General features: G+C 61.5%; 20 protein-coding genes and 1 other RNA gene. 4 read left to right on the top strand and 17 right to left on the bottom strand.

Going from position 1 to position 24,798, the window contains the following annotated elements; translation table 11 throughout:
- Positions 1 to 28: 28 nt before the first annotated feature.
- The 7 genes from BHV64_RS02275 to mltG form a co-directional block, all read right to left on the bottom strand.
- Positions 29 to 1,258, bottom strand: coding sequence for a DNA/RNA non-specific endonuclease (locus tag BHV64_RS02275; RefSeq protein WP_138266119.1), 1,230 nt, complete (start codon positions 1,256 to 1,258; stop codon positions 29 to 31).
- Between the two features lie 113 nt (positions 1,259 to 1,371).
- On the bottom strand, positions 1,372 to 3,708 hold the full coding sequence (locus tag BHV64_RS02270; RefSeq protein WP_288115534.1) for a hypothetical protein: 2,337 nt from the start codon (positions 3,706 to 3,708) through the stop codon (positions 1,372 to 1,374).
- A gap of 246 nt (positions 3,709 to 3,954) precedes the next feature.
- Entirely contained in the window at positions 3,955 to 4,422 is a 468-nt protein-coding gene (locus tag BHV64_RS02265; RefSeq protein WP_015547809.1) for a DUF4293 domain-containing protein, read from the bottom strand.
- Positions 4,423 to 5,379, bottom strand: coding sequence for a glycosyltransferase family 2 protein (locus BHV64_RS02260; RefSeq protein WP_217727141.1), 957 nt, complete (start codon positions 5,377 to 5,379; stop codon positions 4,423 to 4,425).
- Between the two features lie 2 nt (positions 5,380 to 5,381).
- A complete protein-coding gene (locus BHV64_RS02255; RefSeq protein WP_022061101.1) occupies positions 5,382 to 5,897 on the bottom strand; it encodes a DUF4199 domain-containing protein in 516 nt (171 codons plus the stop codon).
- A 65-nt stretch (positions 5,898 to 5,962) separates the two neighbouring features.
- Positions 5,963 to 6,565 (bottom strand): L-threonylcarbamoyladenylate synthase, encoded by a 603-nt coding sequence (locus BHV64_RS02250; protein ID WP_015547812.1) that lies wholly within the window; start codon positions 6,563 to 6,565, stop codon positions 5,963 to 5,965.
- Positions 6,566 to 6,586: 21 nt separating this feature from the next.
- Entirely contained in the window at positions 6,587 to 7,600 is a 1,014-nt protein-coding gene (mltG, locus tag BHV64_RS02245; protein WP_217727139.1) for an endolytic transglycosylase MltG, read from the bottom strand.
- A 47-nt stretch (positions 7,601 to 7,647) separates the two neighbouring features.
- Here mltG and ffs point away from each other — a divergent pair.
- An RNA gene (gene ffs / locus BHV64_RS02240) (signal recognition particle sRNA small type) lies at positions 7,648 to 7,745 on the top strand.
- Between the two features lie 126 nt (positions 7,746 to 7,871).
- The gene (locus tag BHV64_RS02235; RefSeq protein ID WP_044054867.1) at positions 7,872 to 8,813 is read left to right on the top strand and encodes an NAD(P)H-dependent flavin oxidoreductase; all 942 of its coding nucleotides are present in this window, start codon (positions 7,872 to 7,874) and stop codon (positions 8,811 to 8,813) included.
- A 23-nt stretch (positions 8,814 to 8,836) separates the two neighbouring features.
- On the opposite strand, the gene BHV64_RS02230 is transcribed toward BHV64_RS02235, so the two are convergent.
- Positions 8,837 to 9,655 (bottom strand): NYN domain-containing protein, encoded by an 819-nt coding sequence (locus BHV64_RS02230; RefSeq protein WP_022061472.1) that lies wholly within the window; start codon positions 9,653 to 9,655, stop codon positions 8,837 to 8,839.
- A gap of 217 nt (positions 9,656 to 9,872) precedes the next feature.
- Here BHV64_RS02230 and BHV64_RS02225 point away from each other — a divergent pair, with 217 nt between their 5' ends.
- Positions 9,873 to 10,148 (top strand): putative quinol monooxygenase, encoded by a 276-nt coding sequence (locus tag BHV64_RS02225; RefSeq protein WP_015547815.1) that lies wholly within the window; start codon positions 9,873 to 9,875, stop codon positions 10,146 to 10,148.
- 59 nt (positions 10,149 to 10,207) lie between these two features.
- Here the strand turns inward: BHV64_RS02225 and rd are convergent, their stop codons facing one another.
- The 3 genes from rd to BHV64_RS02210 all read right to left on the bottom strand — a co-directional run bounded on the left by rd (position 10,208) and on the right by BHV64_RS02210 (position 15,836).
- Positions 10,208 to 10,945: a rubredoxin gene (gene rd / locus BHV64_RS02220; RefSeq protein ID WP_162852210.1), complete on the bottom strand. Its 738-nt coding sequence runs from the start codon at positions 10,943 to 10,945 to the stop codon at positions 10,208 to 10,210.
- A gap of 170 nt (positions 10,946 to 11,115) precedes the next feature.
- Positions 11,116 to 12,855 carry a hypothetical protein gene (locus BHV64_RS02215; protein ID WP_217727137.1) on the bottom strand — a complete coding sequence of 580 codons (1,740 nt, stop codon included), beginning with the start codon at positions 12,853 to 12,855 and terminating at the stop codon, positions 11,116 to 11,118.
- A 2-nt stretch (positions 12,856 to 12,857) separates the two neighbouring features.
- Entirely contained in the window at positions 12,858 to 15,836 is a 2,979-nt protein-coding gene (locus tag BHV64_RS02210) for a tetratricopeptide repeat protein (protein ID WP_217727131.1), read from the bottom strand.
- Positions 15,837 to 15,947: 111 nt separating this feature from the next.
- On the opposite strand from BHV64_RS02210, the gene BHV64_RS02205 reads away from it, so the two are divergent.
- Positions 15,948 to 16,355 (top strand): OsmC family protein, encoded by a 408-nt coding sequence (locus tag BHV64_RS02205; RefSeq protein WP_254886355.1) that lies wholly within the window; start codon positions 15,948 to 15,950, stop codon positions 16,353 to 16,355.
- A gap of 48 nt (positions 16,356 to 16,403) precedes the next feature.
- On the opposite strand, the gene BHV64_RS02200 is transcribed toward BHV64_RS02205, so the two are convergent.
- From BHV64_RS02200 to BHV64_RS02175, 6 genes are all read right to left on the bottom strand, one after another.
- Positions 16,404 to 17,642, bottom strand: a complete 1,239-nt coding sequence (locus BHV64_RS02200; RefSeq protein WP_217727128.1) for a TolC family protein — start codon at positions 17,640 to 17,642, stop codon at positions 16,404 to 16,406.
- Positions 17,639 to 20,671, bottom strand: coding sequence for an efflux RND transporter permease subunit (locus tag BHV64_RS02195; protein ID WP_195579362.1), 3,033 nt, complete (start codon positions 20,669 to 20,671; stop codon positions 17,639 to 17,641). The genes BHV64_RS02200 and BHV64_RS02195 overlap by 4 nt, the downstream gene beginning before the upstream one ends.
- A gap of 7 nt (positions 20,672 to 20,678) precedes the next feature.
- A complete protein-coding gene (locus BHV64_RS02190) occupies positions 20,679 to 21,707 on the bottom strand; it encodes an efflux RND transporter periplasmic adaptor subunit (protein ID WP_118406473.1) in 1,029 nt (342 codons plus the stop codon).
- Between the two features lie 61 nt (positions 21,708 to 21,768).
- Positions 21,769 to 22,875, bottom strand: coding sequence for a BT_3928 family protein (locus BHV64_RS02185; protein ID WP_118406474.1), 1,107 nt, complete (start codon positions 22,873 to 22,875; stop codon positions 21,769 to 21,771).
- Complete coding sequence (locus BHV64_RS02180) at positions 22,872 to 23,558, bottom strand: dTMP kinase (protein WP_015546591.1); 687 nt, start codon at positions 23,556 to 23,558, stop codon at positions 22,872 to 22,874. The genes BHV64_RS02185 and BHV64_RS02180 overlap by 4 nt, the downstream gene beginning before the upstream one ends.
- Positions 23,559 to 23,577: 19 nt before the next feature.
- The gene (locus BHV64_RS02175) at positions 23,578 to 24,798 is read right to left on the bottom strand and encodes a SufS family cysteine desulfurase (RefSeq protein WP_217727127.1); all 1,221 of its coding nucleotides are present in this window, start codon (positions 24,796 to 24,798) and stop codon (positions 23,578 to 23,580) included.

Genomic DNA, 24,798 nt, shown 5'->3' with positions numbered 1-24,798 from the left:
TAAGGTTCAATTCATTGTATCATAATCCCTACCAGTCGGCGAGGTTCTTCTGGCTTTTCACCGCATCGGCCACGGCCGGGTCGAGGTTGCGGAAGAACTTGAAGCCCGTCAGCTCCTCGATCTCCTTCACCGAACGGACAGCCGATTCGATCGACGTGGCGGCTCCGGCGTCATCGTTGGTGAACACGAAGCCGATGGCTTTCAGTTCATCCGCCTTGAATTGAGAGATCTGCCGGTTCTGGTTGCCCCGCTGACGCAGCAGCACTTTCCAGCAATGCGACGGCACGGCGATCGGTCCGTTGGCATTGTCGATGGTCTTCGTGCTCTTGAAAGCGGCTCCCGTCACCACATAGAGCGTATCGTAGGTCTGCAAGCCTCCCCAGCCACGGACTTTGCCCTCCAGCGAGGCCCAGATATTCTGATTCAGCGTGCTGTTCTGGGGCATCATGTTGGTGCCGTAGTAAGTCATCCGGTTCGGCTCGTAATTGTTGTAACGCGAAGCCTGCGGAAGCATGTGCCCGCGGTCGTAACCCCTTGCACCGTAACCGCGGCCGTTGCCGCCTGTCCCGATGTATTGCTGGTCGCGGGTGGGAATCACGGGCAGCTGGTCATTGGGATCGTAATTGAAATCGTTGACCCGGCTCAAAACGGGCGTTTCGTAGACCTTCTTGAAAATCGGATAAGCCACCCAATGCGAAATATGCCGGTCGACATCGTAGCATACCGAATAGTTGCGCAGTTTTCCGCCCGGAAAGAACTGATTGCTCACAAACGTCGCATAATAGGTCTTATAGATATAAGCGTCGTCGGAACGATATTCGGGCTGCTCGCCCCACGAACGGTCGTAGTCGATGAAGCCCGCGGCCCTCTGCGTCAGCGTCAGGGAGGTGGAATAACCGTTGGTATAGGTTACGTCGATCCGCGCCGTGCGGTCGTCGTCGGAATTGTTTTTGTCCAAATAGAGGTAGGCCGGGTCCCCGACGTTTCCGCCGGCGGAGGATACCTGCTTATTCAAATCGAACGAACACCACTCCGCATCCCCGCCCTGCGAGACGATCGTCGCCTCGAAGGTGATGCCCGACGGGCCTTGGGTCGAAATCTTGTTCGTTGTGGTTGAACTGCTCACGGTCTCTGCAACGAGCGTCGCGAGGGACTCCTTGTCGCCCCCGTCGTCCTTGTCGCCGCATCCCGCAAACAGGACAAGCATCGCCGACATCGTCACGAGCAGCATGCCTATCTGTTTAATTTTCAACATCATTCAGAATAAAGTATAACATTTGGTCCGCAGACCCATTTAGAAACCAAACTCTTGACGGGGTGTTATCCCCGCCAAGAGTGGTTGGTTTTACAAGTCGGTTTCCTCGACTGTTGTTATTTTGCCAGGAAGAATACAACACCGGCAACACCAGACGTATTCGTCGTCACATACGACCGAATATATTTCGACGCAGCTCCAGTCGATGTCATCATAATAGATGCAAATGCTTTTGCGGTTGCCTTAACACCATCAGTGTCATCAGTAAACGTCCAATAGTTATCGCCCGCAGAATCAGCCAATACAAGTTGATTCTTACCGGCAGCACCAACTGTCAGATATTTTTCACCATACTTAATATAATAAGCATTAGAAACACCGCTTACAGCTACAAGTGAAATCTCTGCACCTGCGGCATCATCAGCAACAAATGCACCCGTTGCCTCGGTATATGAATAAGGAACTGTCTCACACTGCTTATTGGTAAGTACTCCTGTCCAAGTCTGATATTTACCATTAACAAGGCCTGCCAGATAGCCCGTTCCTTCTTTCAGATCGGCAATCTTTTCAATCTTCGCATAGCCAGAACCGCTCGTAGGCGCAGCCTGCTTCAGAGCAACCGTTGCAACCGTCGCACCGGCAACTTTGGCAACCAGATTGGCCGTATAGGCTGTCTTATCCGTGTTGTTGCCTTTCGCGCTTACGACGATGGTGTTATCAGTCTTGGCGCCGAGCGAGAACTTGTCGGCATTCGTACCCTCGATTGCGAACGTTACAGCCGAAGCCGTCGTGTTGGTAACCGTATAGTTGAGCGTTTGAGCCACGGGAGAGGTTGCAGCGAACTGCTGGGGAGCGGAGATTTTAACAATCGGCGTCGAAGAATCGGCCGTCACCGACGTAGCCATCGTCTGGAGATAGTTGGCCGTACCGCCCAGCAGCCAGCCTTCGACAGTCACCGGTTTGCCATTAAACGACGCCCACTCCGATTTGCCATAGGCAACAGAGCCTTTCGTGGTCGTACCGGCGATAACGACATTGTAATAGTTGCCGCTGACTGTAAACTCACCGTTGTATTTCACATACTTGTACACAGCCTTATTTTCCAAGGCCGTTGCGATATAGGCCGTGACAGCCGTGCCGTCCATCACCTCGGGAGCAGGCGTGTTATAGCTGCCCGTGCCGGTCTTGGCGACCGAAAGACCCTCCTTGCCGAACTGAATGACGCCATTCCGCAATTCGGTCGTTCCCTTAACGGTAACGGCATCGTTAACAGCTACCGCAGGAGCCTCGCCAAGGAACGCCAGCATGACACCCGACGCATCGCCGATCAGGATACCCTGCGTGTGCATGGCTACGACCGTAGCGGCAACCTCGTAGTTCTTGCCGGCTCCGGCTGCGATAGCCTCGGCAACCGTACCCTTCGTATAATCCACCGAAGGAACGACGAGTTCCGAACCGTTGCCGCCTTCATAAAGTTTGAAGTCGTCGATACGCAGACCGTGGTTTTCAAGTCCTGCATAGCCGTCGAAACGAACCCAGATCTTATCGGTCGAAACACCGGCGGGCAGTTTGAATTCGGCGGTGCAGAGATACCAGTAGCCGGAAGCGACTTTTTTGACTTTCAGAGCAACGGGAGCATAGCTCGAACCATCGGTAGACACCGAGAACCGAATCGTTTCATCCGTCATGTCGCCCAGCACTACGCCACCGGAATAGTTAACCTGTTGAGCGGCAGTAAACGTGAAGGTGAAATTGGTGTTCGATGCGATATTGATGTCATTGATGTTGAAAACCGAAGTCGATTTGTTCATCGAAACATAGGGAGGACCCGTAACTACCGTCGTTTCATCCTCGGCAGGATCGAAAACCTTGCCGCTGTTGGCTACCGAAGCGCTGTTGCCGGTATAAGTAACGGCCTTCTGATCGAGCGAACCGCCGCGGGTCCAACCTTCGAACTTGTCCACATAAGGCCAGTAGCCATCGACTTTCTCGACCTTCGTGCCGCAGTTCTCGCTGTAAAGAGCGTTACCCGTCGGAACATCGCTGTCGCTCTGTACGACCGTGATCGTAGCCTCGTCCGTAAGCGGGAAGCCCTCGACCTTGGAGCTGGCGGTCAGAACAAGGATTGCGCTGCGCTCTCCCGAAGCCTGACCCAGCGTGAAGGTAAGCTGCGTCGTACCGGTCTTGCCCGACATCGCGCTGGGAGTAACCCACTGCGAATCCCCGGGGTTCTTGAATGTCAGGGTCCAGTCGCCTTTCGAAACGACCTCGACCGTCTGTTCGAGCTTGCCGCCCTCGAGTTTCCCGGCGACAGTCACCGACTCGCCGCCGTTCACGGTAATTTCGGGCATGCCCGAATAACCGCCCTCTTCGTCATCGTCCGAACATGCGCTAAAAGCCGTCACGGCCAGCGCTGCACAGAACAATGTCTTCCAAAAATTTACTACTTTCATAGAGTTGAGTGTTAGTTAAAAAATGTATTGTTTGTAGCCAAAATTCTTTAAATTCACTACATAATGGCAATATTATGCCTCAAAGTTAAAATTATTTTCCGGACCTGCAAAGGTTTGTAATATTCTTTTAATAATCAGATCGGTCCGAATTGCAACCCTTTTCCGTCCGAACAGCAGTTCGCCGACGGGGACAGAAGACCCGGAACATGCGCTCGGGCATACTCCGGGTCAGCAGTATCCGCTCGATCAGCGTATTCTGTCGGCTGCGCGCACCAGCAGTTCGTCGCGGAAAATCGCACGGGCCGCCAAATAGGCAAACAGCAGGCAGACCAGAGGCAGCACAATGGCGGGCTTGAAGCCCTGCGTATGGAACGTCAGGTCGGAGAAGACCCGCCAGCTCAAAAAGTAATAGACGCCTTCCATCACCAGCGAGCCTAACAGCAACACCATTTCCACCACACAGAGGCGTATTTGCAGCAAACGGCGACGGAACAGGAAAATCGTCACCAGCGGCAGCGCGCAGGCCAGCGCCAGCAGGACGCCCATATAGACGGTGGACTGGACAAGCTCCCCTTCGGCGGTTTTCAACCCGAAGGCGTAAAGCCCGAACTCGCCGGCGTCACCCGCAAACCACGCCAGCCCCGAAAAGAGCGTCACGGCCATAAGCGCCGCAATGATCAGCAAATAAAGCGTTTGGATTCGTTGTATCATCATTTACAAAGTTTTGTCGATCAGGTATTTGTTCCGCTCGGAAGACCCTCTGTTGATCAGCTCGCCCAAAAATCCGGCCAAAAACAGCTGAACGCCGAGAATTACGGCCAAAATCGCCAGATAAAACAGCGGCTGGTCCGTAACCGCCCGCAGGGGCAGGGCGTGGCTCTGCTTCCAGAGCTTCTCGGCGATGATCCACACCGTCGTGCCGCCGCCCATGAGGAACATCAGCGTTCCGAGGCTGCCGAAGAAGTACATCGGCGAACGCCCGAAATGCGTCATAAACAGCACCGTGATCAGGTCCAGATACCCTTTCACCGTGCGTTCGAGGCCGAATTTCGAACTGCCGTACTTGCGGGCGCGATGGTCGACGACCTTCTCGCCGATGCGGCCGAACCCGGCCTGCTTGGCCAGGAACGGAATGAAGCGGTGCATCTCGCCGTAGACCTCGATGGCCTTCACCACCTTGCGGCGGTAGGCTTTCAGCCCGCAGTTGAAATCGTGGAGCCGGATGCCCGACGCGGCCCGGGCCGTCCAGTTGAAGAATTTGCTGGGCCAGCGTTTGCCGATCGGGTCGTGGCGTTTCTTTTTCCACCCCGAGACCAGATCGTAGCCCTCTTCGAGGATCATGCGGCGCAGTTCGGGGATTTCGTCGGGCGAATCCTGCAAGTCGGCGTCCATCGTAATGACGACCTCGCCTTCCGCAGCCGCGAATCCGCAGTAGAGGGCCGCGGACTTGCCGTAGTTGCGCGCGAAACCGATGCCCCGGATGGCCGGATACTGCCTCTTGAGCCGTTCGACCTCCTCCCACGAGCCGTCCGACGAACCGTCGTCGACCAGAATAAGCTCGTACGAAAACCCGTTTTCGCGCATCACGCGGTCGATCCATGCCGCCAGTTCGGGCAGGGACTCCGCCTCGTTGTAGAGCGGCACGACGACCGATATATTCAGTTTATCCATCCTTATTGGTTAGTGCCTTCCGAGAAAACGTCGGGATCACGCTTGGTGAAGGCAGCAATAAACAGACCGAAAAAGCCGCCCTTGATAGCCGAGGCGAGCATTCCGCTGAAGAGCTGCACCAGCGGCGAACGCATCAGTTTCATCATCATCTCGATCTGGTCGCCCGTGTAGAACCCGGTGTTCTCCAGCATGGCGATCGACGGACCGATCATCGCCTCGTATCTGGCCGCAAAGAGCCAGTTGGAGGCGACGCCCATGAAGGCTCCCTCGATAAACCCGGCGCAGAGCATCACGCTGACCATGAAACCCAGACACTGCCCGTAGCCGTATCCCCTGGCTCCGAAGCGTTCCGCGCGGCGTTTGGTGAAATACCCCAGCAGCAGGACGAAAATGACGAGCGACAGCAGGGACAGCAGCGTGTTCTGCACGTAAAAGCCCAGCACGTCGAAAAGGATCGCGACTAGAGCCATGATCACGCCGTATTTCGCGGCTTCGTTCCAGAAATTCTTCTTCTCCATTTTTCTATTTTGTTTTTAACACTCCGAGGCGCCAGCCTTGCCGCGCGGCGGCATCAGCCCCCTCTTCATTGCAGTTCACCCTTGCCTTCGCGCAGTATCTCCGGCCCGTCGCCCGTCAGGTCCACGACCGTCGTGGGGACGTTGTCGCCGATGCCTCCGTCGATGACCAGCGCGACCTCGCGGCCGTAACGCTCGTGGATCAGCTCGGGATCGGTCGTATACTCCACCACCTGGTCGTCGTCCTTGACCGACGTGGTGATCATCGGACACCCCAGCGCCCCGACCACGGCCCGCGCGACGGGGCTGGCCGGAATGCGGACGCCGATCGTGCGGCGCCGTTCGAGCGCCTTGTCCGGAATGCGCGCCGAAGCCGCCAGCACGAAGGTGAACGGCCCGGGCAGATTGCGCTTCAGAATCCGGAAAACGGCATTGTCCACCCGGCAGTACTCCGCGACCTGGGCGATGTTTTCGAAGACCACGGTGAACTTCTCCTCGCTCTTGCCCCGGATGCGGCGCAGCCGCTCGATGGCCTTCGGCGAGCGCAGCGAACAGCCGAAGGCATAGACGCTGTCGGTGGGATAAATGATGATTTCATCCCGCTCCAGGGCGTCTACGACGCGCTGCAACTCCTTCTCCGAGGGGTTCTGTTCGTATATCTTCGCAAGCATGGGATGACAAAGATACGAAAATTATTTAATCTTACGCCGATTGAGTTCGTCGCTGTACGCCCGGGCGTTCTTATTGTGCTCGCGAAGGGTTTTGGCGAAGTTGTGGTAACCGTCGAATTCGGGCCGTGCGCAGAAGAAGATATAGTCGTGCTTTTCGTAGTTCAGCACGGCGTCGATGGCGTTCTTTCCGGGCATGCAGATCGGCGAGGGCGGCAGCCCCTCGTTCACATACGTATTATAGGGAGAATCGTATTTCAGATGGCGGTAGAGGATGCGGCGCAGGCCGAAATCCTGCATGGCGTACTTCACCGTCGGGTCGGCCTGCAACTTGATGCCCTTCTTCAGGCGGTTGACGTAGACCCCGGCCACGCGGGGCATCTCGTCGCTCTTGCGGGTCTCCTCGTAGACGATCGAAGCCAGCGTCATCACCTCCAGCCGGCTCAATCCGCTGCGCTTGCGTTTTACATCGCGTTCGGAAGTCCAGAAACGGTCGTACTCGCGCTTCATGCGCCTGACGAACTCCCCGGGCGTCACCGTCCAGTAGAACTCGTAGCTGTCGGGAATGAACATCGAAAAGAGCGTCACGCTGTCGAATCCGACCTCCGCGGCCAGCTCCTCCGAGGTCAGCGCCTGCATGATCGCCGTGGAATCGGCGTCGATCTGCCGTGCGAGTTTCTGCGCCAGCTGGGCCGGGATGCGCACGTTGTTGATCGTCACCCGCACGGGGGTCTGCAACCCCAGCTTGAGCATGCGCGCGATTTCGATGACGCTCATGCCGTGTTTGAGCACGTAATGCCCGGGCTTGAAGGTTTCGGCCAGGTTGATCCTCCGGGCATAGGCGTCGAAAGCCCGGCGGTGTTTGATCTGCGGCAGCAGCGAGTCCGCGACCTGCCCGTATTCGGCCCGGACGCTCACGTAGAGGTCCCGCTCCGTAACGACCGCATTTCCATAGAACTGCTGCCGCAGGACAAGCCCTGCGCCGGCCGTCAGGACGAACGCCGCCAGCAGGCCCCAACCTAATATTTTCTTACGCATTTCAGTTTTTTTTTGCAAAGATATAAAATTTTCCTACTTTTGTGCCCGGGTGAGTCTTACACGACCAGCTCCTACAGAATCCCCCAGGCGAGGAATCGAGCAAGGGTATGTGGTCGTAGCGGTGCGATGTAAGTAGCTCACCCTTTTTTTCATAACGGCGTTTTGACCCGACGGGTCGAAGCGCCGCTTTTTTTTGCGCATACCTTCCGGAACATCCGCTCCCGTTTTGGAAAAATAATTGTATCTTAATCCCGCAGAAAACCAGAAAACGATGGAAAACAGAATCACGACCCTTTTCGGCATCCGCTACCCCGTCGTCGCAGGCGGGATGGTCTGGTGCAGCGGCTGGCGGCTGGCCGCCGCCGTCAGCGAGGCCGGCGGGCTGGGGCTGATCGGCTCCGGCTCGATGACCCCCGAACTGCTGCGCGAGCACATCCGCAAATGCCGTGCGGCCACCTCCCGGCCGTTCGGCGTCAACGTGCCGCTGGCCTACCGTTATGCGCCCCAGCTGATGGACGTCATCACGGAAGAGCGCGTCCCGGCCGTCTTCACCTCGGCGGGCAACCCCGCGACCTGGACCGCACGTCTGCACGACGCAGGCTGCCGCGTGGCGCACGTGGTGTCGAGTTCGAAATTCGCGCTCAAGAGCCGCGAAGCGGGTGTGGACGCCGTGGTGGCCGAGGGATTCGAGGCCGGGGGTCACAACGGCCGTGAGGAGACGACGACGATGGCCCTCGTCCCGCAGGTGCGGCAGGCCGTCGACCTGCCGCTCATCGCCGCGGGAGGCATCGCCACGGGGGCCGGCATGCTGGCCGCTTTCGCCCTGGGCGCCGAAGGATGCCAGTTAGGGACGCGCTTTGCGCTGTCGCGGGAGAGTTCGGCCTGCGAGGCGTTCAAACGGCGGTGCGTAGAGGTACAGGAGGGCGGCACGATCCTGACGCTCAAAAAGGTGATCCCGACGCGCCTCGTCCGCAACGGTTTCTGCCGCACGGTCGAGGAGGCCGAATCGCGCGGCGCCGACGCCGAAGAATTGTCGGCCCTGATCGGCCGCGGACGCCCGAAACGGGGGATTTTCGAAGGCGACCTCGACGAAGGGGAACTGGAGATCGGACAGATCGCCGCGCTCATCGAAGACCTGCCGCCGGCCGGCGAGATCCTCCGCCGTCTCGTCGCCGAATACGAAGCCGCCCGCGGGAGCCTCGGCCCGCTCTGATCCCTCCCGAAATACGGAAAGCCCTACCCCACCCGGTTGCGGACGTAGACCCGTTGCTGCTCCGTCTTCATGTCGACGGCATCGGAAAGCGCCCGGACCAGGAGCGAAAGTTTCTTGTAGCCGTAGTTGCGGGGGTCGAAATCCGGCATCTTCTTCGACAGCACGCTGCCCACGTCGCCCAGAGAGGCCCAGCCGCTGTCGTCGGCGGCATCGTCGATCGTGTTCTCCAGCAGCGTGCGGAATTCGTCGTCGAACGGACGGATGATCGTCGAGGCGTGCCCCGCATCCGGCGACGGTTTCTTTTCCCCGGCAGTTTCGGCGGCCGGCCCCACAGGCGCTTCGGCCCCGGCGGATCTTTTCGCGTCCGCCTTTTTCTTCGCAGGGGCCGCCTTCTCCGGCGGCGTCTGCCCGAGGATTTCGACGTAGATGAATTTGTCGCAGGACTTGATGAACGGCTTCGGCGTCTTCTTCTCGCCGAACCCCAGCACCTCCCGGCCCGATTCGCGGATACGGCTGGCCAGGCGCGTGTAGTCGCTGTCGCTCGACACGATGCAGAATCCGTCCACGCCCTCCTTGTGCAGAATGTCCATCGCGTCGATGATCAGCGCCGAATCGGTCGCGTTCTTGCCCGTCGTATAGGCGTACTGCTGAATGGGCGTGATGGAGTTCTCCAGCAGCACCTCCTTCCAGGCGGCGAATTTCGGGTTGGTGAAATCCCCGTAAATGCGTTTTATCGTCGGTGTGCCGTAGTTGGCGATCTCATCCAGAATATCCTTTATCTTGCGGTGCGAGATGTTGTCGGCATCGACCAGCACCGCGAATTTCTTGTCGTTCAGTTCCATAATTAATGCGGTTAAAGGCACAAGATACAAAAAATTCCGGCAACTCGCACCCCGCAGCCGCCGGACGGTTCCCTCGCGGACTCCTCCCCGACGCCGCAGAAGCGGGACTTCCGGCGGGATTTCCGGGGAAGTCGACAATTTGTTTCCGCCGACGGCGCACCGTCACCGAAAAATTCGTTATATTTGCAAAACGACAAAACCAAAAAACTGGAAACCAATGATACGTCTCAATGTATTTATCCGCACGACGGAAAGCAACCGCGAAGAACTGGTGCGCACAGCCAAGGAGCTGGCAGCCGCTTCGCTCAAGGACGAGGGATGCGTGGCCTACGACCTGTTCGAAAGCGCCACGCGCAGCGACGTGCTGATGATCTGCGAAACCTGGAGCAATGCAAAGGCCCTCGCGGCCCACGAACAGGCGTCGCACTTCACGACCCTCGTGCCGCGTCTGGAACAGCTGGGCGAACTGAAAATCGAAAAGTTCGTCTTCTGATCCGTTCCCGCGACCCGGGCACAAAAAAACCTCCGCGTTTGCACGCGGAGGTTTTTCGTTTATTCCTCGACAGCCTCGAAGTCGGTCTTGTAGAGTCCGCAGATCGGGCAGGTCCAGTCGTCGGGAATCTCCTCGAACGGCGTCCCCGGCTCGATGCCCGTCTCGGGATCTCCCTTCGCCGGGTCGTAGACGTAGTCGCAGGCCGTGCACTTGTACCGCTTCGGGATGCAGCGGTCGGCGACCTTTTGCCAGTCGATCAGCTCCCAGAACGCCGCCAGAAAATCGGGACGACGGTTGCGGTAGTCGATGTAATAGGCGTGCTCCCAAACGTCCACGGTCATCACTGGACGCAGTCCGTCGGTCATCGGGTTGCCGGCGTTCGGCTTGGCGACGATCGACAGTTTCCCGGCCTTGTCCATTGCCAGCCACGCCCATCCGGAGCCGAACAGCCCCACGGCGGCCTTGGTGAACTGCTCCTTGAAAGCCTCCACCGAACCGAACGCCTCGGTGAGTTTGGCGGCCAGCTTCGCGGGCATCGGCTGCTGCGCGGGAGTCAGCATCCGGAAAAAGAAGGTATGGTTCCAGGCCTGGGCGGCATTGTTGAAAATGCCCCCGTCGGCCTTGCGAACGATCTCGTCGAGCGGCATCTCCTCGTAAGGCGTCCCCGCGATCAGGTTGTTCAGGTTGTTCACATAAGTCTGCAAATGCTTTCCATAGTGGTAATCGAAGGTCTCTTTGCTCATCTTCGGAGCAAGCGCTTCCGGTGCATAGGGAAGCTCGGGCATTGTATGTTTCATGGTCGTGTGAATTAAATTCGCTCCAATATAGCGAAATTTCCGGTCGGTTCTTCCCGACAGCCGAAAATGATCATCAATTAAACGAATTGTCGTCTTTCGCGAGGGGCAAAAAAACGGGGGCTTTTCGAAAAAGCCCCCGTTCCGGAAAACCGCTCCCGGCGGAAACGGTTTCAGAAATTGGCCTTGACGCCCACCGTGAAATTGGCTCCCAGTTCGGGATACCAGGGGTATTCGTACAGGCGGCGGTTGACGAGGTTGCGGCCCTCGGCGAAGAACGTCACGCGGCCCGAAACCTTCCAGTCGAAATTCACCCGCAGGTCCACGCCGAAGGGCGCTTCGAAAGACGGACCACAGACCGGTTCCGAAGCGTCGGTCGTAGCCGAAAGGTCGATCACCGTCCAGCGGCGCACACCCTGCATCAGCGCCTTCACCCCGAACGAGACCTTGCGGCCCTCGTAGGCGACGCCCACGTTCCCGGCGAACGACGGAGCGCCGTTTTTCAGGTCCGTCTCGTCGTTATAGAGGTAGCCGTGCACGCCCAGGTCGAATTTCAGCGCGCTCACGGGCCGGAACTCGATCTCGCCGTTGAACGAAGTGACGGTCTGCCGCGCCATCACAGGGACCAGAACGCCCTGAAAAACCTCCGAAAAAGCAGGATCGTCCGACAAACTCCGGTACGTGGTCCAGAAAAGATGGTTGTCGCGGACCGACACCCCGGCGTAGACACGGTAGTCGAAGCGGCTGCGCCAGAGACTGCCGCCCAGTCCGAGACGGAAATTGTAGTCCACGGAACTTTTGTCGAGCCACGTCGAGGAGGCGACATAGGGATTTTCCAGCGTCAGCGCCCGGAAGTCGTTCGGCGTCACCGCGCCGTCGGCCTCGAAGAAGGGTTTCAGCCCCGGCGTTCCGAGGTTGAAATCGAGCCGGGCGAAAGGAATGACATAATTTTCACTCTTCACGAGGTTCGAGGGTTCTCCTTCGAACTCGGTCCGGTCGCGGTAGTAGTCGGCCCCCACGTCGAAGCGCACGACCCCGCCTGCGAAACCGTAGCGCAGGGCGGCGTGGATCAGCTGCTGGCTGCTGCCCTCCAGCGATTTCTGCCCGGACCGCAATTCGTATCCCGCTTCGAGCGAGAACCTGCTGCGGCCGAATCCCCGGGCGATCTTCGCCCTGGCCCCGAGTGCGGTCTGCCGGGCCTTGTCGCCGTAATCCGGCCACTCGGAGTGGTCGAAGAACATCCCCCCGCGCAGGGCTATTTCAAAGTTCGTGCGGCTCAAGTCCTGAAAATTGTCGCCGAAACGCACCGCGACGTTCGCATCGCCGTAGTCGTTCATCCCCCCGATCCCGAGGCCCGCACCGTCTCCGTCGGCCCAGGCCCCGTAACGGTGATACATCCGGTTGTCGTAGTAAATGTCGCCTTCGAGGATGTGCCGGCCGAAATACTTGCCCGCGGCGGCCCCGATGCGGTTGAACATCCGCGTCGAATTGTTCTTCACCCCGAAATCGTTTTTAATATCGGCGTACCGCCCCTCGTGGTTGACGTACCCCACGACGTAGCCCGTCGACGGATTCTGCGACGAGGCGTAGAAGTCCAGCACCGAGTTGAGCGGATACCCCGCCCCGGCCTTCAGGTAGAAGGGCAGCGGGCGGTTGAACTCCCAGTAGGTCACCGTCGCGGGGCGGATCGGACGCGGCGAGAGCGTCGTGCGCAACGACAGCGGCGTAATGGTGTAGTCGATTTCGGGGCGCATGCGCGCCGTGTCGGTCATGTCGGGCTGGACGGCCAGTTTCGAGGCGCTCTCCACCTTCGGGACATAGGCCTTGGTCACTTCGACCTGCTTTTCGACCTGCGCCGCAGCCAACTGCGGCAGCACCGCCGCGAAGGCGGCCACTATCAGCATCTTCTTCATCGTCAGTTGAGTTTTGCGATTCGCGCCTTCGCTTCGTCCACGATGCCGTCGTCGGCAGGCGAATAACCGTCGGCGACACTCTGCCACGTTGCCCGGGCCTGGAAATTATCCCCTTTCTTCACATACACGTCGCCCAGCAGGATAAAAGCCTTGGCCAGCCAGTAGGCCTGCGGCTCCCGTTCGGAGAAGGCAAAGACCTCCTTTTCGGTCTTGTCCATGTCGCCGCTCCCGAACGTGGATTCGATCACGTAATAGGCAGCCTCGGAACCCTCTTTCGTGCGCACGTCCTTCGCCAGTTCGCGGTAGAGCTTCACGGCCTCGTCGCGGCGGCCTTCGGCGCGCAGCTGCCCGGCCCAGGCGTACTTCGCTTCGCGGAGCGCCGCGGCCCCCGCATCGTCGTGCCCGCAGACGTCGGCGGCCATCGCGGCGATCTTCGCCCCGTCGCCCCCGGCCACCGTCGCACGCACATAGCCCTTCATGGCCTCCTCGCGGCCCGTTTTGGTCGGCGCGGCGTCGTAAAGCCGGCGGTAGGCCGAGGCGGCCTCGTCCCAGCGTTCGTCGGCATAAGTCATCTCGGAGAGCTTCTCCAGCACGGCGACCGTGTACTGGGTCGTCCCCCGGTCGGCGAGCGCCGTGAGCGTCTCGATGGCCTCCCCGCGCTCGCCCGAGCGGAGGTAGCAGTCGCTCAAATAGTAGAGCGCGTCGGTCAGGTAATACCCCTTCGGATAGCTCTGCACATAGCTGCGCAGCGACTTCGCGGCAGCCTCCTGCTGTCCGTCGAGGTAGAGTTTCTGTGCCGCGGCGAACGACAGCGAGTCGCGCGAAAGGGCCGTCAGGTCGCTCTCCAGTCCGGCCTTGGCGGCGTAGTTGAAATAGGCGTCGGCATCGCCCTGCGAAACGTAGATCTCGCGGATCGATTGCATCGCGCCCCTGGCTTCCGAGGAGTGGGGCGACGCCCCGACCACCCGATCGTAATACTTGAGCGACTTTTGCTTGTCGCCCAGATTCAGGTAGGCCAGCCCGAGGTCGGACAGCGCCTGCGTGCAGCGCGGCGACGACGGATAGGCGGCCACGAACTTTTCGAGCTGCGCGGCGCCCTCGGCATACTTCTCCTGCGCGATGTAGCTGCGTCCCAGCTCGTAGGAGGCTTCGTCGGCATAGTCGCCGCCCGAAGCGGCGATCTGCCGCAGGGCCTGCTGCTTCTGGTCCGTGCGGCCCAGGATGCCGAGCGTCACGGCCCGTTTGTAGCGGGCGTACTGCTGTTCGGGCGTCGCCAGGGCGATGGCTTTGTCATACTCCCCCACGGCCTCCTCGAAACGGCGGTCGGAATAGGCCGCGTCGCCCAACCGGTTGTAGGCGTCGGCGCGGTAACGGTCGCGCGGCGACCAGGCGGCGAGGAACTTTCGGAACGAAGCCTGCGCCTGCCCCAGGTCGTTGCGGTCGAAGGCGCAGTAACCGAGATTGTACCACGCCAGCGCATACTCCCGCTCGGTGCGGGGCGCACGCTTCAGGTAGGCGTTGTATTTGGCCGCCGCCACCGGGTAGTCGCCCTGTGCGAAGGCGATTTCACCCTGCCAGAAGGCATTCAGCGCGGTGTACTTGGGGCTGACGTTCACCGCGGCGGATTCCGTGAGGTAACGCTGCGCCGCACGCATGTCGCCCGCCTTGTAGGCCTCCAGAGCGCGGAAATAGGTGATCTTCTGCAACGCCGCACGGATGTCGGCGTCGCCCGAGGGCATCTGTTTGATGGCCCTGTACGCGGCATCGTAGTCGCGGGAGTTGTAGTAAGCGGCGATCAGCAGCGCACGGGCCTCCTCCGCACGCGGCGACGAAGGATAGCGTTCGACATAGCGCGTCAGCACGTTGATCGCGCCGTTGAAGGCGCCGCCGCCCAGTTCGTACTGCAATTTGGCGTAGTTGAACAGCGCGTCCTCGGCCACCGTCGCGTCGAGCGACTCGTCGGAAGCCATCGCGAAAGCCTGCATCGCCGACTCCTTGTCCCCGGCGCGCAGGTAACAGTCGGCCAGGTGGTAGGAGGCGTTCTGCGTCAGCGCGTCTTCAGCGCCGCACGCCTTGCGCAGCCACTCCGCGGCCTCCGCATAGCGGGCCGTGCGGTAGAGCGAGAAGCCCTCCAGGTAGCTGGCGTCGCGGTCCATCTCCCCGCCGGCCTTCCGGAAAGCCGCGAGGTGCTCCAGCGTCCTGTTGAAATCCTCCAGCCGGAACCACGATTCGGCGACCACGCGCTCCAGCTCGGCGCGCCGCTCGGGAACGGCCCGGCGGGCCAGCGTCTCGCCGTTTTCGACCACATAGCGGTAGTTGCCCTCGCGGAACTCGATCTGCATGAGGTAATAGGGAACCACGTCGCGGTAGGCGTCGCTGCGCAGAAGCGCCGTGAAGGCCTGCTTCGCACGGCCGTAACGCCCTTCGGCGTAGTCGATATAGGCCTTGTAGTAACGGGCGTGATCGGCGTATTCGCTGCGGCTGCCGATGCGGTCGAAATAGTCGTACGCCTTCCGGTAGTCGCCCCCGGCGAACGCGACGTAGCCCATGCGGATGTCGTACTGCTCGCGGCGCGGCGCGCTCAACGCCTTGTAATCGGTCTGCGCGAAAGCCTCGCGGGCCTTTTCCATGTTCCCCGCGGCGCAGTAGAACGAACCGAGTGCGAAACGCACGTCGTTGGCGTAGACCGATTCGGGATAACGCTCCGCGAATTCGCGCAAGGCCCCTTCGGCATCGGGGCTGCCCAGCTCCACGGCGCAGGCGGCCAGGTAAAAATCCGCCTCCTGGGCCAGCAGGCGGTCCGAAGGCGTCAGCGCCGCCCTGACGCGCAGGAATTCCTGCCGGGCGTCGCTCCAGCGGCCGTAATCGAACAGGTCGCGGGCGCGCCCCGCGAGGGTCTCTATTTCAGGCCCGGCAGCCTGCGCGCCGAAGGCGCACGCCGCAAGGGCAAGGGTCAGCAATGAAATCCGGAATTTTCGCATATGCATTGTTTCACTAAATACGGGCAAATATACGAATTTTTGCCCATCCGCACACTACCAAAGGAACGGAATTTGCCCCCGGGTTATTGTTGAACACAAAAACCGAAATCCATGATTGAAAAAGTAACTTTACAGATGTCCGGAAACGGGAAATTCCGGACCGAAAACGGCACCGGATGCGACGCAATGAATCCCAAGACCCTGATGCTCTACGCCGCGGCGCAATGCTCCGCCCAGACGGCGCTGATGATCATGCAGAAAGAGCGCATCACGCCCAGACGCTTCGAAATCAGCTATTCGGGCGATTTATCCGCCGAGACGGTTCAATCCGAAAGCGTATACCGCTCGTTCCATGTGGTTTACAACGTCGAATGCAGCTCCGAAGACGACCAGGCGAAGGTCGGCCGCGCACTGGAACTGACACACGAAAAGTACTGCGGCATGGTGCAGATGCTGCGCAGGATCGCACCCGTGTCGCGCGAAATCGCGGTGGTCAGCACCCAGCCGGCGAAGGCGTAGAACGCCCGGCGGCAGGAAAAAACGGCGGAGAGATTCTCCGCCGTTTTTCTATTGCGCCGTGATGCGCTGGTAGTCCGACACCGCCACGGCATAGTTGTAATGCGCCCGGATGGCGTTCGAATAGAGCTGAATCCAGCTCAGCTGGGCTTGCAGGACGTCGAGGATCGTCGCCAGGCCTTCGCCGTAGGAATAGGTGCTGATGGAGAGGTTCTCGCCCGCGATGCGGAGGCTCTCTTCCGAGGCGTCGACCTGCGCGCGGCTCTGCACGAGGGCCGTCCAGCCGTTCATCTCCTCGCGCACGATGTCGTCGTGCACGAGCGCGGCGTTCCACTCCTGCTGCAACTGCACGGCGCGCGCGGCCCCCACGGCCCGGCGGCGTTCGCCCCAGTGGAAGATCGGCACGGAGAGTTTCACGAAAGCCGATCCGTCGACGTAGGTCGCCCCCGTGCTGTTGGGGTAATAGGGCTGCCACATGCCGCCGACACCCACGCTCAACTGCGGATTGAACGGCGCGCGGACGGCCCGGATTCCCGCCTCGGCCTGCTCCGAGCGCAGCCGTGCGGCGGCATAGTCGGGACGCCGCTCCAGCGCCTCGGCCGCCACGACCCGTCCGGGCATCGGCAGCGAGTCGCGGATGTCCTGCGCGAGCTGTACGCCGAGCGCGGCGTCGGTTCCGCGGAGGATGTTGAAGTTGTGGAGCGCGACCTCGTAACTCTGCTCGGCGCTCACGAGCGAGTATTCGGCCTCGCTCAACCGTGCGTCGATCATCAGCACGTCGCCCTTGGCGATATAGCCCTCCGAAAAGCGGCGGTCGACGACCTCCTTGAGCGAACGGATGATCGCGACATACTGCCGCATCGAGGCGGCATAGAGTTCCACGGCCGAGAGGTTCCAGTAGGCGTAGTCGGCGGCATAGCGCACGTCGAGGCGCGAAAACTCCTCGTCGCACAGCGCGATGCCGTAGCCCAGTTCGGCCTGCCGGGCCGCGGCCCGCACCGCACCGCCGCCGTAGACGGTCTGCACCAGCTGCGGCAGGAGGCTGAACGTCCAGCGTTCCACGCCGTCGAAATGGCGCACGGTCGCCGTGAAACTGCCGTCCATCGCGAGCCGCGGCAAGTAGCCCGTGCGGGCCTGCCCCGCCGTCTCGGCCGCCGCATCGCTCTTCGAGGCGGCGATCTTCAGCTGCCAGCTGTAATCGGCGACGGCAGCGCGGTAGTCGGCGAGCGAGGTCTGCCCCAGCGCCGGGACGCAGAGCCAAAGGGCGATTATCGAAACTGTTATCTTCATGGCTTGCGGATATTGTAGAACAGCGCGTAGACCACCGGCAGGACGCAGACCGTCAGCAGCGTGGCGACCAGCAGTCCGCCCATGATCGTGGCGGCCATCGCGCCGAACATCGAGTCGAACAACAGCGGCAGCATGCCCAGAATGGTCGTTCCCGAGGCCATCGCCACCGGGACGATACGGCTGCGCGTCGCAGAGGTCAGGGCCTCGTAGGGGTCTTTGCCCGCGGCCCGCAGCACGCCGATCTGCTCGACGAGCACCACGGCGTTCTTGATGTTCATGCCGACGAGCCCCAGCAACCCCAGCAGGGAGAAAAAGTTGAACACCTTGCCCGTGACGGCCAGTCCCAGCACCACGCCGATGAAGATCAGGGGGATCATCAGCAGAATGACGACCGGCTCGCGGTAGTTGCGAAACAACAGCAGCAGGACGATGAGGATGAGCACCAGCGTCAGCGGCATGTATTCGGCCAGCGCCTCGTTGGACTCCTGCTGGCTCTCCTGCTCGCCGAAGACCTTCATCGAGTAGCCCTCGGGAAGCACCACGGCGCGGTCCACCGAATCGCGCAGCGCGGCGAACAACTGCATGGTGTTGACCCCGCGGCCCGGGTCGCATTGGGCCTTCATCACCCGCTGGCGGTTGAAACGCTTGATGACGCCCGGCCGGAAATCGAAACGGAATCCGTCGGTCGCCTGCTCGATCGAAAAGACCTTGCCCGAAGGATTGAAGATCGGCAGGGCCTGCAAATTGGTCAGGTTATACGAACCGATGTTCTCGTCTTTCAGAAGGATCGGCATGAACTGGTCGCCCTCGCGGTATTCGCCCAGCGTGTAGCCCTGCGTGGCGATGGTGATGCCGCGGGCCATCTGGCTGCGGGTGATGCCGATGCGCTGGCCCTTCATCTGCGAGTAGACCGGCTGCCACATCGGCACGCGGTTGCCCCAGCCGTTGCGGATGTTTACGGCTCCGGGGGTGCGCCACATCACCTCTTCGGCCCGGGCCGCGAGACGGCGCAGCGTGTCGACGTCGTCGCCGATGAAGCCGAATTCGATGGCCGCGTCAGGCACGGGCGAGAGCTTGAAGAGCGACGAGCGCAGCCACACGTCGGGAAAATTCGCGGTGACATAGGCGTTGAAACGCTCCTCGACGGCCTCGGTCTGCCGCTTGTCGTGCAGTTCGACGAGGATGTTGCCGAAATTGGGACGCAACGAAATGCTACTGCTGGCCAGATAGTAACGCGGCGGCGTCGACCCGAGCGTCATCGAGACGGTCTTCACCTCGGGCTGCGCGCGCAGCCACTCCTCCATGGCGAGCAGATTACGCTCCGTATCGCGGATATTATACCCGTCGGGCAGCAGCACGTCGGCCCGGAAATAGGGTTTGTCGAGCGACGGAAAGAAGTTCTGGGGCATCAGCCCCATGACGGCCAGCGACAGGACGAACAGCCCCGCGACCGTCGCCGCGACGGCCCACCGCCACCGCAGCAGGGCGGCCAGCAGGCGGTCGAAGGCGCGGTAGAAGCGCGTGTCGTAGGGATCGCCGGCGACAGGTTTCACCTTGAGCATGAAATTGCCGAACAGCGGCGTCTGCGTCAGGGCCAGCACCCAGCTCAACAGCAGCGAGAGAGCCAGCACGACGAACAGCGGCTTGACGATCTCGGCCACCGACGAGGGGGCGAGGTACAGCGGCAGAAACGAGAATATGGCGATCAGCGTGGCCCCCAGCAGGCTCCACCGCGGGGCGTTGGCTCCCTCGACAACGGCCGTGCGGCGTGCCGCGCCCCGCAGCATGGCCTGTTGTGCATTGTCGGTGACGACGATGGCGTTGTCGACGAGCATGCCCATCGCGATGATGAAACCGGCCAGCGAGGTGCGGTTCAGCCCCTCGCCCAGAAACTGCATCAGGAGCAGCGTGCCGCCGATCGAAAAGAGCAGCGAACTGCCGATCAGCACCCCGGCGCGGAAGCCCATGACGAGCATGATGATCAGAATGACGATCGCAACCGACTCGGCGAGGTTGAGAATGAACGTGGAATTGGCCTCCCGGGCGATGCGGTTCTCGGGATAGAGCACCGTCAGCTCCATGCCCAGCGGCATCTGCCGCGTGAGCGAAGCCAGCAGGGATTCGATCTCCGCACCGGTCTTCACCACGTCGACGCCCTCCTCGGTCGAGACGCCGATGCCCACGGCGCGGCGGCCGTCGACGCGCATCATCGTCTGCGGCGGCTCGGCGTAGCCCCGCTCGACGCGGGCGATGTCGCCCAGGCGGTACTGTTTGCCCGAAGAGGAGATCAGCAGCTGGTCCGAAAGGTCGTCGAGCGTCTTGTAGGTCCCGTCCTCGAGAATCTGTATCTGGAGTTTTCCGGCCTGCTTCTCACCGCTGTCGACGATGGAATTCTGCTGGCCGATGGTCGCGACGATGGTTTCGGGACGGATGGCGAAATTGGCCAGCGTCGCCATGCTGACATAGACGTTCACCACGGGCGTCTGTTCGCCGTAAAGGGCCACCTTCTGCACGCCGTCGACCGTCACGAGCGCCGTTTTGAGCCGCTGCGCCCAGTCGCGCAGTTCGGACCAGGTGAAGCCTCCGTCGACCGAAAGCCCGTAGTAGATGCCGTACACGTCGCCGAAATCGTCGGCGACGGTCACCGCCGAAGCCCCCGCGGGCAGGCGCGGCTGGACGTTGAGCACCTTGCGGCGCAGTTCGTCCCACAGTTGCGGAATTTCGGCGGCGGGTGTGGCCGGGTCCAGTTCGACCTGTATCTTCGAAAGCCCGTAATAGGATTCCGAAGTGATTTTATGCACGCGGCGCATCGACTGCACCTCGCGTTCGATGGGTTCAGTGACAAGCTCCTCGACCTGCTGCGGCGTGGCCCCCGGATAGGAGCAGACGAGCGACGCCGACTTGATGACGAAGACCGCATCCTCCTTCTTGCCCAGCGTGGCGAACCCCAGGGCGCCTCCCGCCAGCAGCACGGCGAGGAAGAACCAGATCACCTTGGCGCTGCGCAGCGAATATTCGGGCAGGTTCATGGCGGCGTCAGTTTAAGATCCGGACCCGTTCGCCCTCGCGCAGCTGGTAAACGCCCGCCGTGACGACCCGTTCGCCGGGCGCGACACCGCTGTCGACGACCACCCGGTCGCGGCCGAACAGCTCCCCGAGCGTCACCTCGCGGCGCATGACGCGGTCGCCCGCGCCGACGATCCAGACGTAGGTCCCGCCCCCGGCCGGGGCGTAGACGGCCGAAACGGGCAGCGACACGGCATCGGGAACGGGATCGGCGCTCAACATGGTGATCGTGCACGACATGCCGGGCGAGATGCGGTAACGGGCCGGATCGGGGTTTTCGAGAGTCAGCGACACGGGGAATCCCGAGGCGTCGGACGAGGTTTCGACATACTCTTTCAGGCGGGCCGGAATGGCCGCGCCCCGGTAGTTGTCGAACGCGACGGTAAAGCGCGTGGAGCTGTCCCGCAACAGCGGCAGCGCGTTTTCGGGCAGCGTGAACTGGACGGTCGAGGTGACGGGATTGACCAGCCGGAGAATCGGCTGTCCGGCCTGCACGCGTTCGAAATTATCGACGTACTTGCGCTCGACGACCCCGGCGAACGGGGCCTTCAGGCGGGTGTCCTTCAGCAGGTCGAGGGTGTTCTCGTAGGTCGAGCGGGCCTGCGCATAGCGCGTCGCGGCCGCTTCGGCCTCCTGCCGCGACACCGCCTCGTGCTCCAGCAGCCGCTGCATGCGCTGCTGCTGCGAGCGGGTCTCCTCGAAGGCCGAGCGGGTCGCCGCGACCTGCAACTCGATGTCCCGGGGGTCGAGTTCGGCGAGCAGCTCCCCCTTCTTCACGCCCGCGCCCTGCGAAACGGGCACGTCGAGGACCTGCCCCGCCACCTTGAAGGCGAGGTTCACAGCGTCGTCGGGAGTAGCCATGCCGGCGAAATCCTTGTCGATAAGTCCCGCGCCGGCAGCCGTCGCCACCTTCACGGGGCGTACCACCGCAGGTGCGGGCGTCTTACGGGAACACGCCCCGGCAAGCAGGGCGATCGCTAAAATGGGGATGATTCGCATACGAAAAAAGTTGACACCGTTTCCGGCGTCAACTTTCATACCAGCGTCCCGCAGGATGCCCCTACGGACGAATATCGCGACAGTTCTTTTTAGAGGTGATGGTTCCGTCGTCCAGCACGACAAGCCCGTTATCGGCGCGGAGCATGGTTTTCATCGTCGAGGCGTCGATGTTGTAGCACCGCACCTCCACCGTGCCGAACTCGTGCCACGTGACGCCGTAAAGCGGATCGGGCGTCAGGCAGACCACGTGCGCACCCTCCTCACGGGCGCGCTCCGCAAGCCGGGCCATGCGCCGTGCGCACGAACGCGGCAGGCGGTCGAAAGCCGTGACGCAGAGCATGTAAACCCGCCCCGGCATCGTCAGCACCTCCTCCGTGGCGTCGCCCTCGGCGTCGCGCAGGGCGAATTCGCTCACAAGAGGTCTCACGGCCGGGACTTCGCTCGTGGTGCGGGTGTCGACCCACTCCCATTTTTCGGCATCCTGCCACTCGGTGTCTTCCAGCGAGAACTCGCGCTCGCGGCCCGTCCGCCTGTTGCGGTAGACCAGCACGGTTTCCGACTCGCCCGGCTCGACGATGGGAGCCTGCATCGCCTCGCGGATATTGACCCCGACCTTATAGGGCAGGAAATCCACGAGCGGCAGGTGAATGTAACAGTAATAGCCGAGGTACATCGCCAGAAAGAAGAACGTGCAGGTAAGCACGATCTCCAGCGGTTTGAAGGCGAAAATCTTGTCGGGCCGGTAACGCCACCACACCACGAAGGCCATCGGCAGCAGCACGACGTTCTTGACGAAAGTCTCCCACGGGGTAAGTTTCAGCGCCTCGCCGAAGCACCCGCAGTCCTCGACGGGGATGAGCGTGGCGCTCAACAGCGTCAGCAGCGTGAAGAAAACCATCGACAGCACGGCGAAGATCGAAATCAGCCGGATACGGACCTTGAACAGCAGCATGCAGCCCATCATCAGCTCCGCGCCGCACAGCCAGATCGAAAAGACCATCGCCCCGGGCTGCAGGTAGTCGAGTCCGTAGATCGAAAGGTACTCGTTGACCTTCAGCGCCGTGCCCCACGGATCTATCACCTTCGTGAAACCCGAAACGATGAACGTGCAGGCGAGGATCAGCCGGCAGACGTTGGCCGCGATTTTGAAAGTCCGGGTCTTTCTCATCGCGCGTCGAGTATCGGGGCCAGCACGGCCCGTATTTTTTCGAAATTATGTTCGGGCGAACCCATCGCCCCCGACGGATCGCTGCAATCGACCACACGCAGCGAATCGTCCTTCGCCGCGGCGGCGAGGTACACCTCGCGCACGCGCCGTTGCAGGTCGAGAGCGTCTTCGTGAATGTCCCGGCTGCCTTGCAGGTAGTCGCGGTCGTCTCCCTCGCGGACCTCCGTGAGCTTTCGTTCGGTGAAGGCGAACGGCACGTCGAGGAACAGCGACAGATCGGGGCGCGGCAGGTCGTTGTAACCGAATTCCAGGTCCAGAATCCACTGCGCGAGGCGGTCGCGCCGCTCGCCGGCAGGTAGTTTCGCACACTGGAAACCCACGTTCGAATAGACGTAACGGTCGAGGACCACGGCTTTGCCTTCGGCGATCCACGCCCGGATCTGCGGGCCGGCCGCCGCCCGGTCGCCCGCGAAGAGCAGGGCCACCAGATAGGGGTCGACTTCGTTCACGCCGCCGAATTCGCCGCGCAGGAAGCGGGCGATCAGTTCGCCGTAGACCGGCGCATCGAAACGCGGAAAATGAACGTATTCGCTCTCCACGCCACGTTCTGCGAGCAACTGGCGCAACATCCGGATCTGGGTCGACTTGCCCGCTCCGTCCAAGCCTTCGAGTACGATGAACATAGGTAGTAGTTTTTAATTTTCAGTTGCGCAGCATCTTCACGGCCCGTTCGACCCCGGCGGCCAGCGCATCGGCCTCCGCAAGCGTATTGTACAGTGCGAACGAGGCCCGGCACATGCCCGTCGTCCCGTAGTGGTCCATCACCGGCTCGGCGCAGTGCTGGCCCGTGCGGACCGCAATGCCCAGCTTGTCGAGAATCATCCCCATATCATAGGGATGCACCCCCTCGACATTGAACGAGAGAATGGCGCACTTGCCGGGCGCCGTGCCGTAAATCCGCAGTCCGCCGATCCCCTCCAGCCGCTCCGTGGCGCGGCGCAGCAGCGCCTCCTCGTGGGCTTCGATCTCCGCAGGGTCGAACCGCTGCATAAACTTCACCGCCTCGCCCAGTCCGATGGCGCCCACGAAATTGGCCGTTCCGGCCTCGAATTTCAGCGGCACGGGGGCATAGGTGGTCTTCGCGAACGTCACCGTGTCGACCATGTCGCCGCCGCCCATGAACGGCGGCATCCGTTCCAGCAGTTCGCGCTTGCCGTACAGCACGCCGATTCCCGTCGGCCCGTAGAGTTTGTGGCCCGAGAAGGCGTAGAAGTCGCAGTCCATCGCCCGGACATCGACCCCGCCGTGAACCACGCCCTGACAGCCGTCGACAACGACAACGGCTCCGACGGCATGCGCCGCTGCGACCACCGTCCGCAGGTCGGGCCGCGTGCCGAGCGTGTTGGACGCCTGCGTGACGGCCACCACGCGCGTACGTTCGTCCACGAGCGACGGCAGGAGGTCCGTGCGCAGCGCTCCCGCCTCGTCGAACGGAAGCACGCGGATTTCGGCCCCCTTGCGTTCGGCCAGCATCTGCCACGGCACGATGTTCGAGTGGTGCTCCATCTCGCTGACGAGGATGTTGTCCCCCGCTCCGACGAAGGCGTCGCCCCAGGCGTAAGCCACCGTGTTGAGCGACGCCGTGGCGCCCGCCGTGAAGACGATCTCCTCCTTCGCGGCCGCCCCGACGAACGACGCGATCCGCTCCCGGGCGGCTTCATACAACACCGTCGCCTCCTCCGAGAGGAAATGCACCCCGCGGTGAATGTTGGCGTTCAGCTCCCGGTGAAGGCGATCGACCGTCTCGATCACCGTCCGGGGTTTCTGGGCCGTAGCCCCGCTGTCGAGGTAAACCAGCGGCTTGCCGTAGACTTCGCGGTGCAGGATCGGGAACTCCTCCCGTATTTTTTCAACGTCGAACAT

This window comes from Alistipes sp. 56_sp_Nov_56_25 (assembly GCF_001915285.1).
GTDB lineage: Bacteria > Bacteroidota > Bacteroidia > Bacteroidales > Rikenellaceae > Alistipes > Alistipes shahii.
This window is presented reverse-complemented; position numbering and strand designations above follow the sequence as displayed.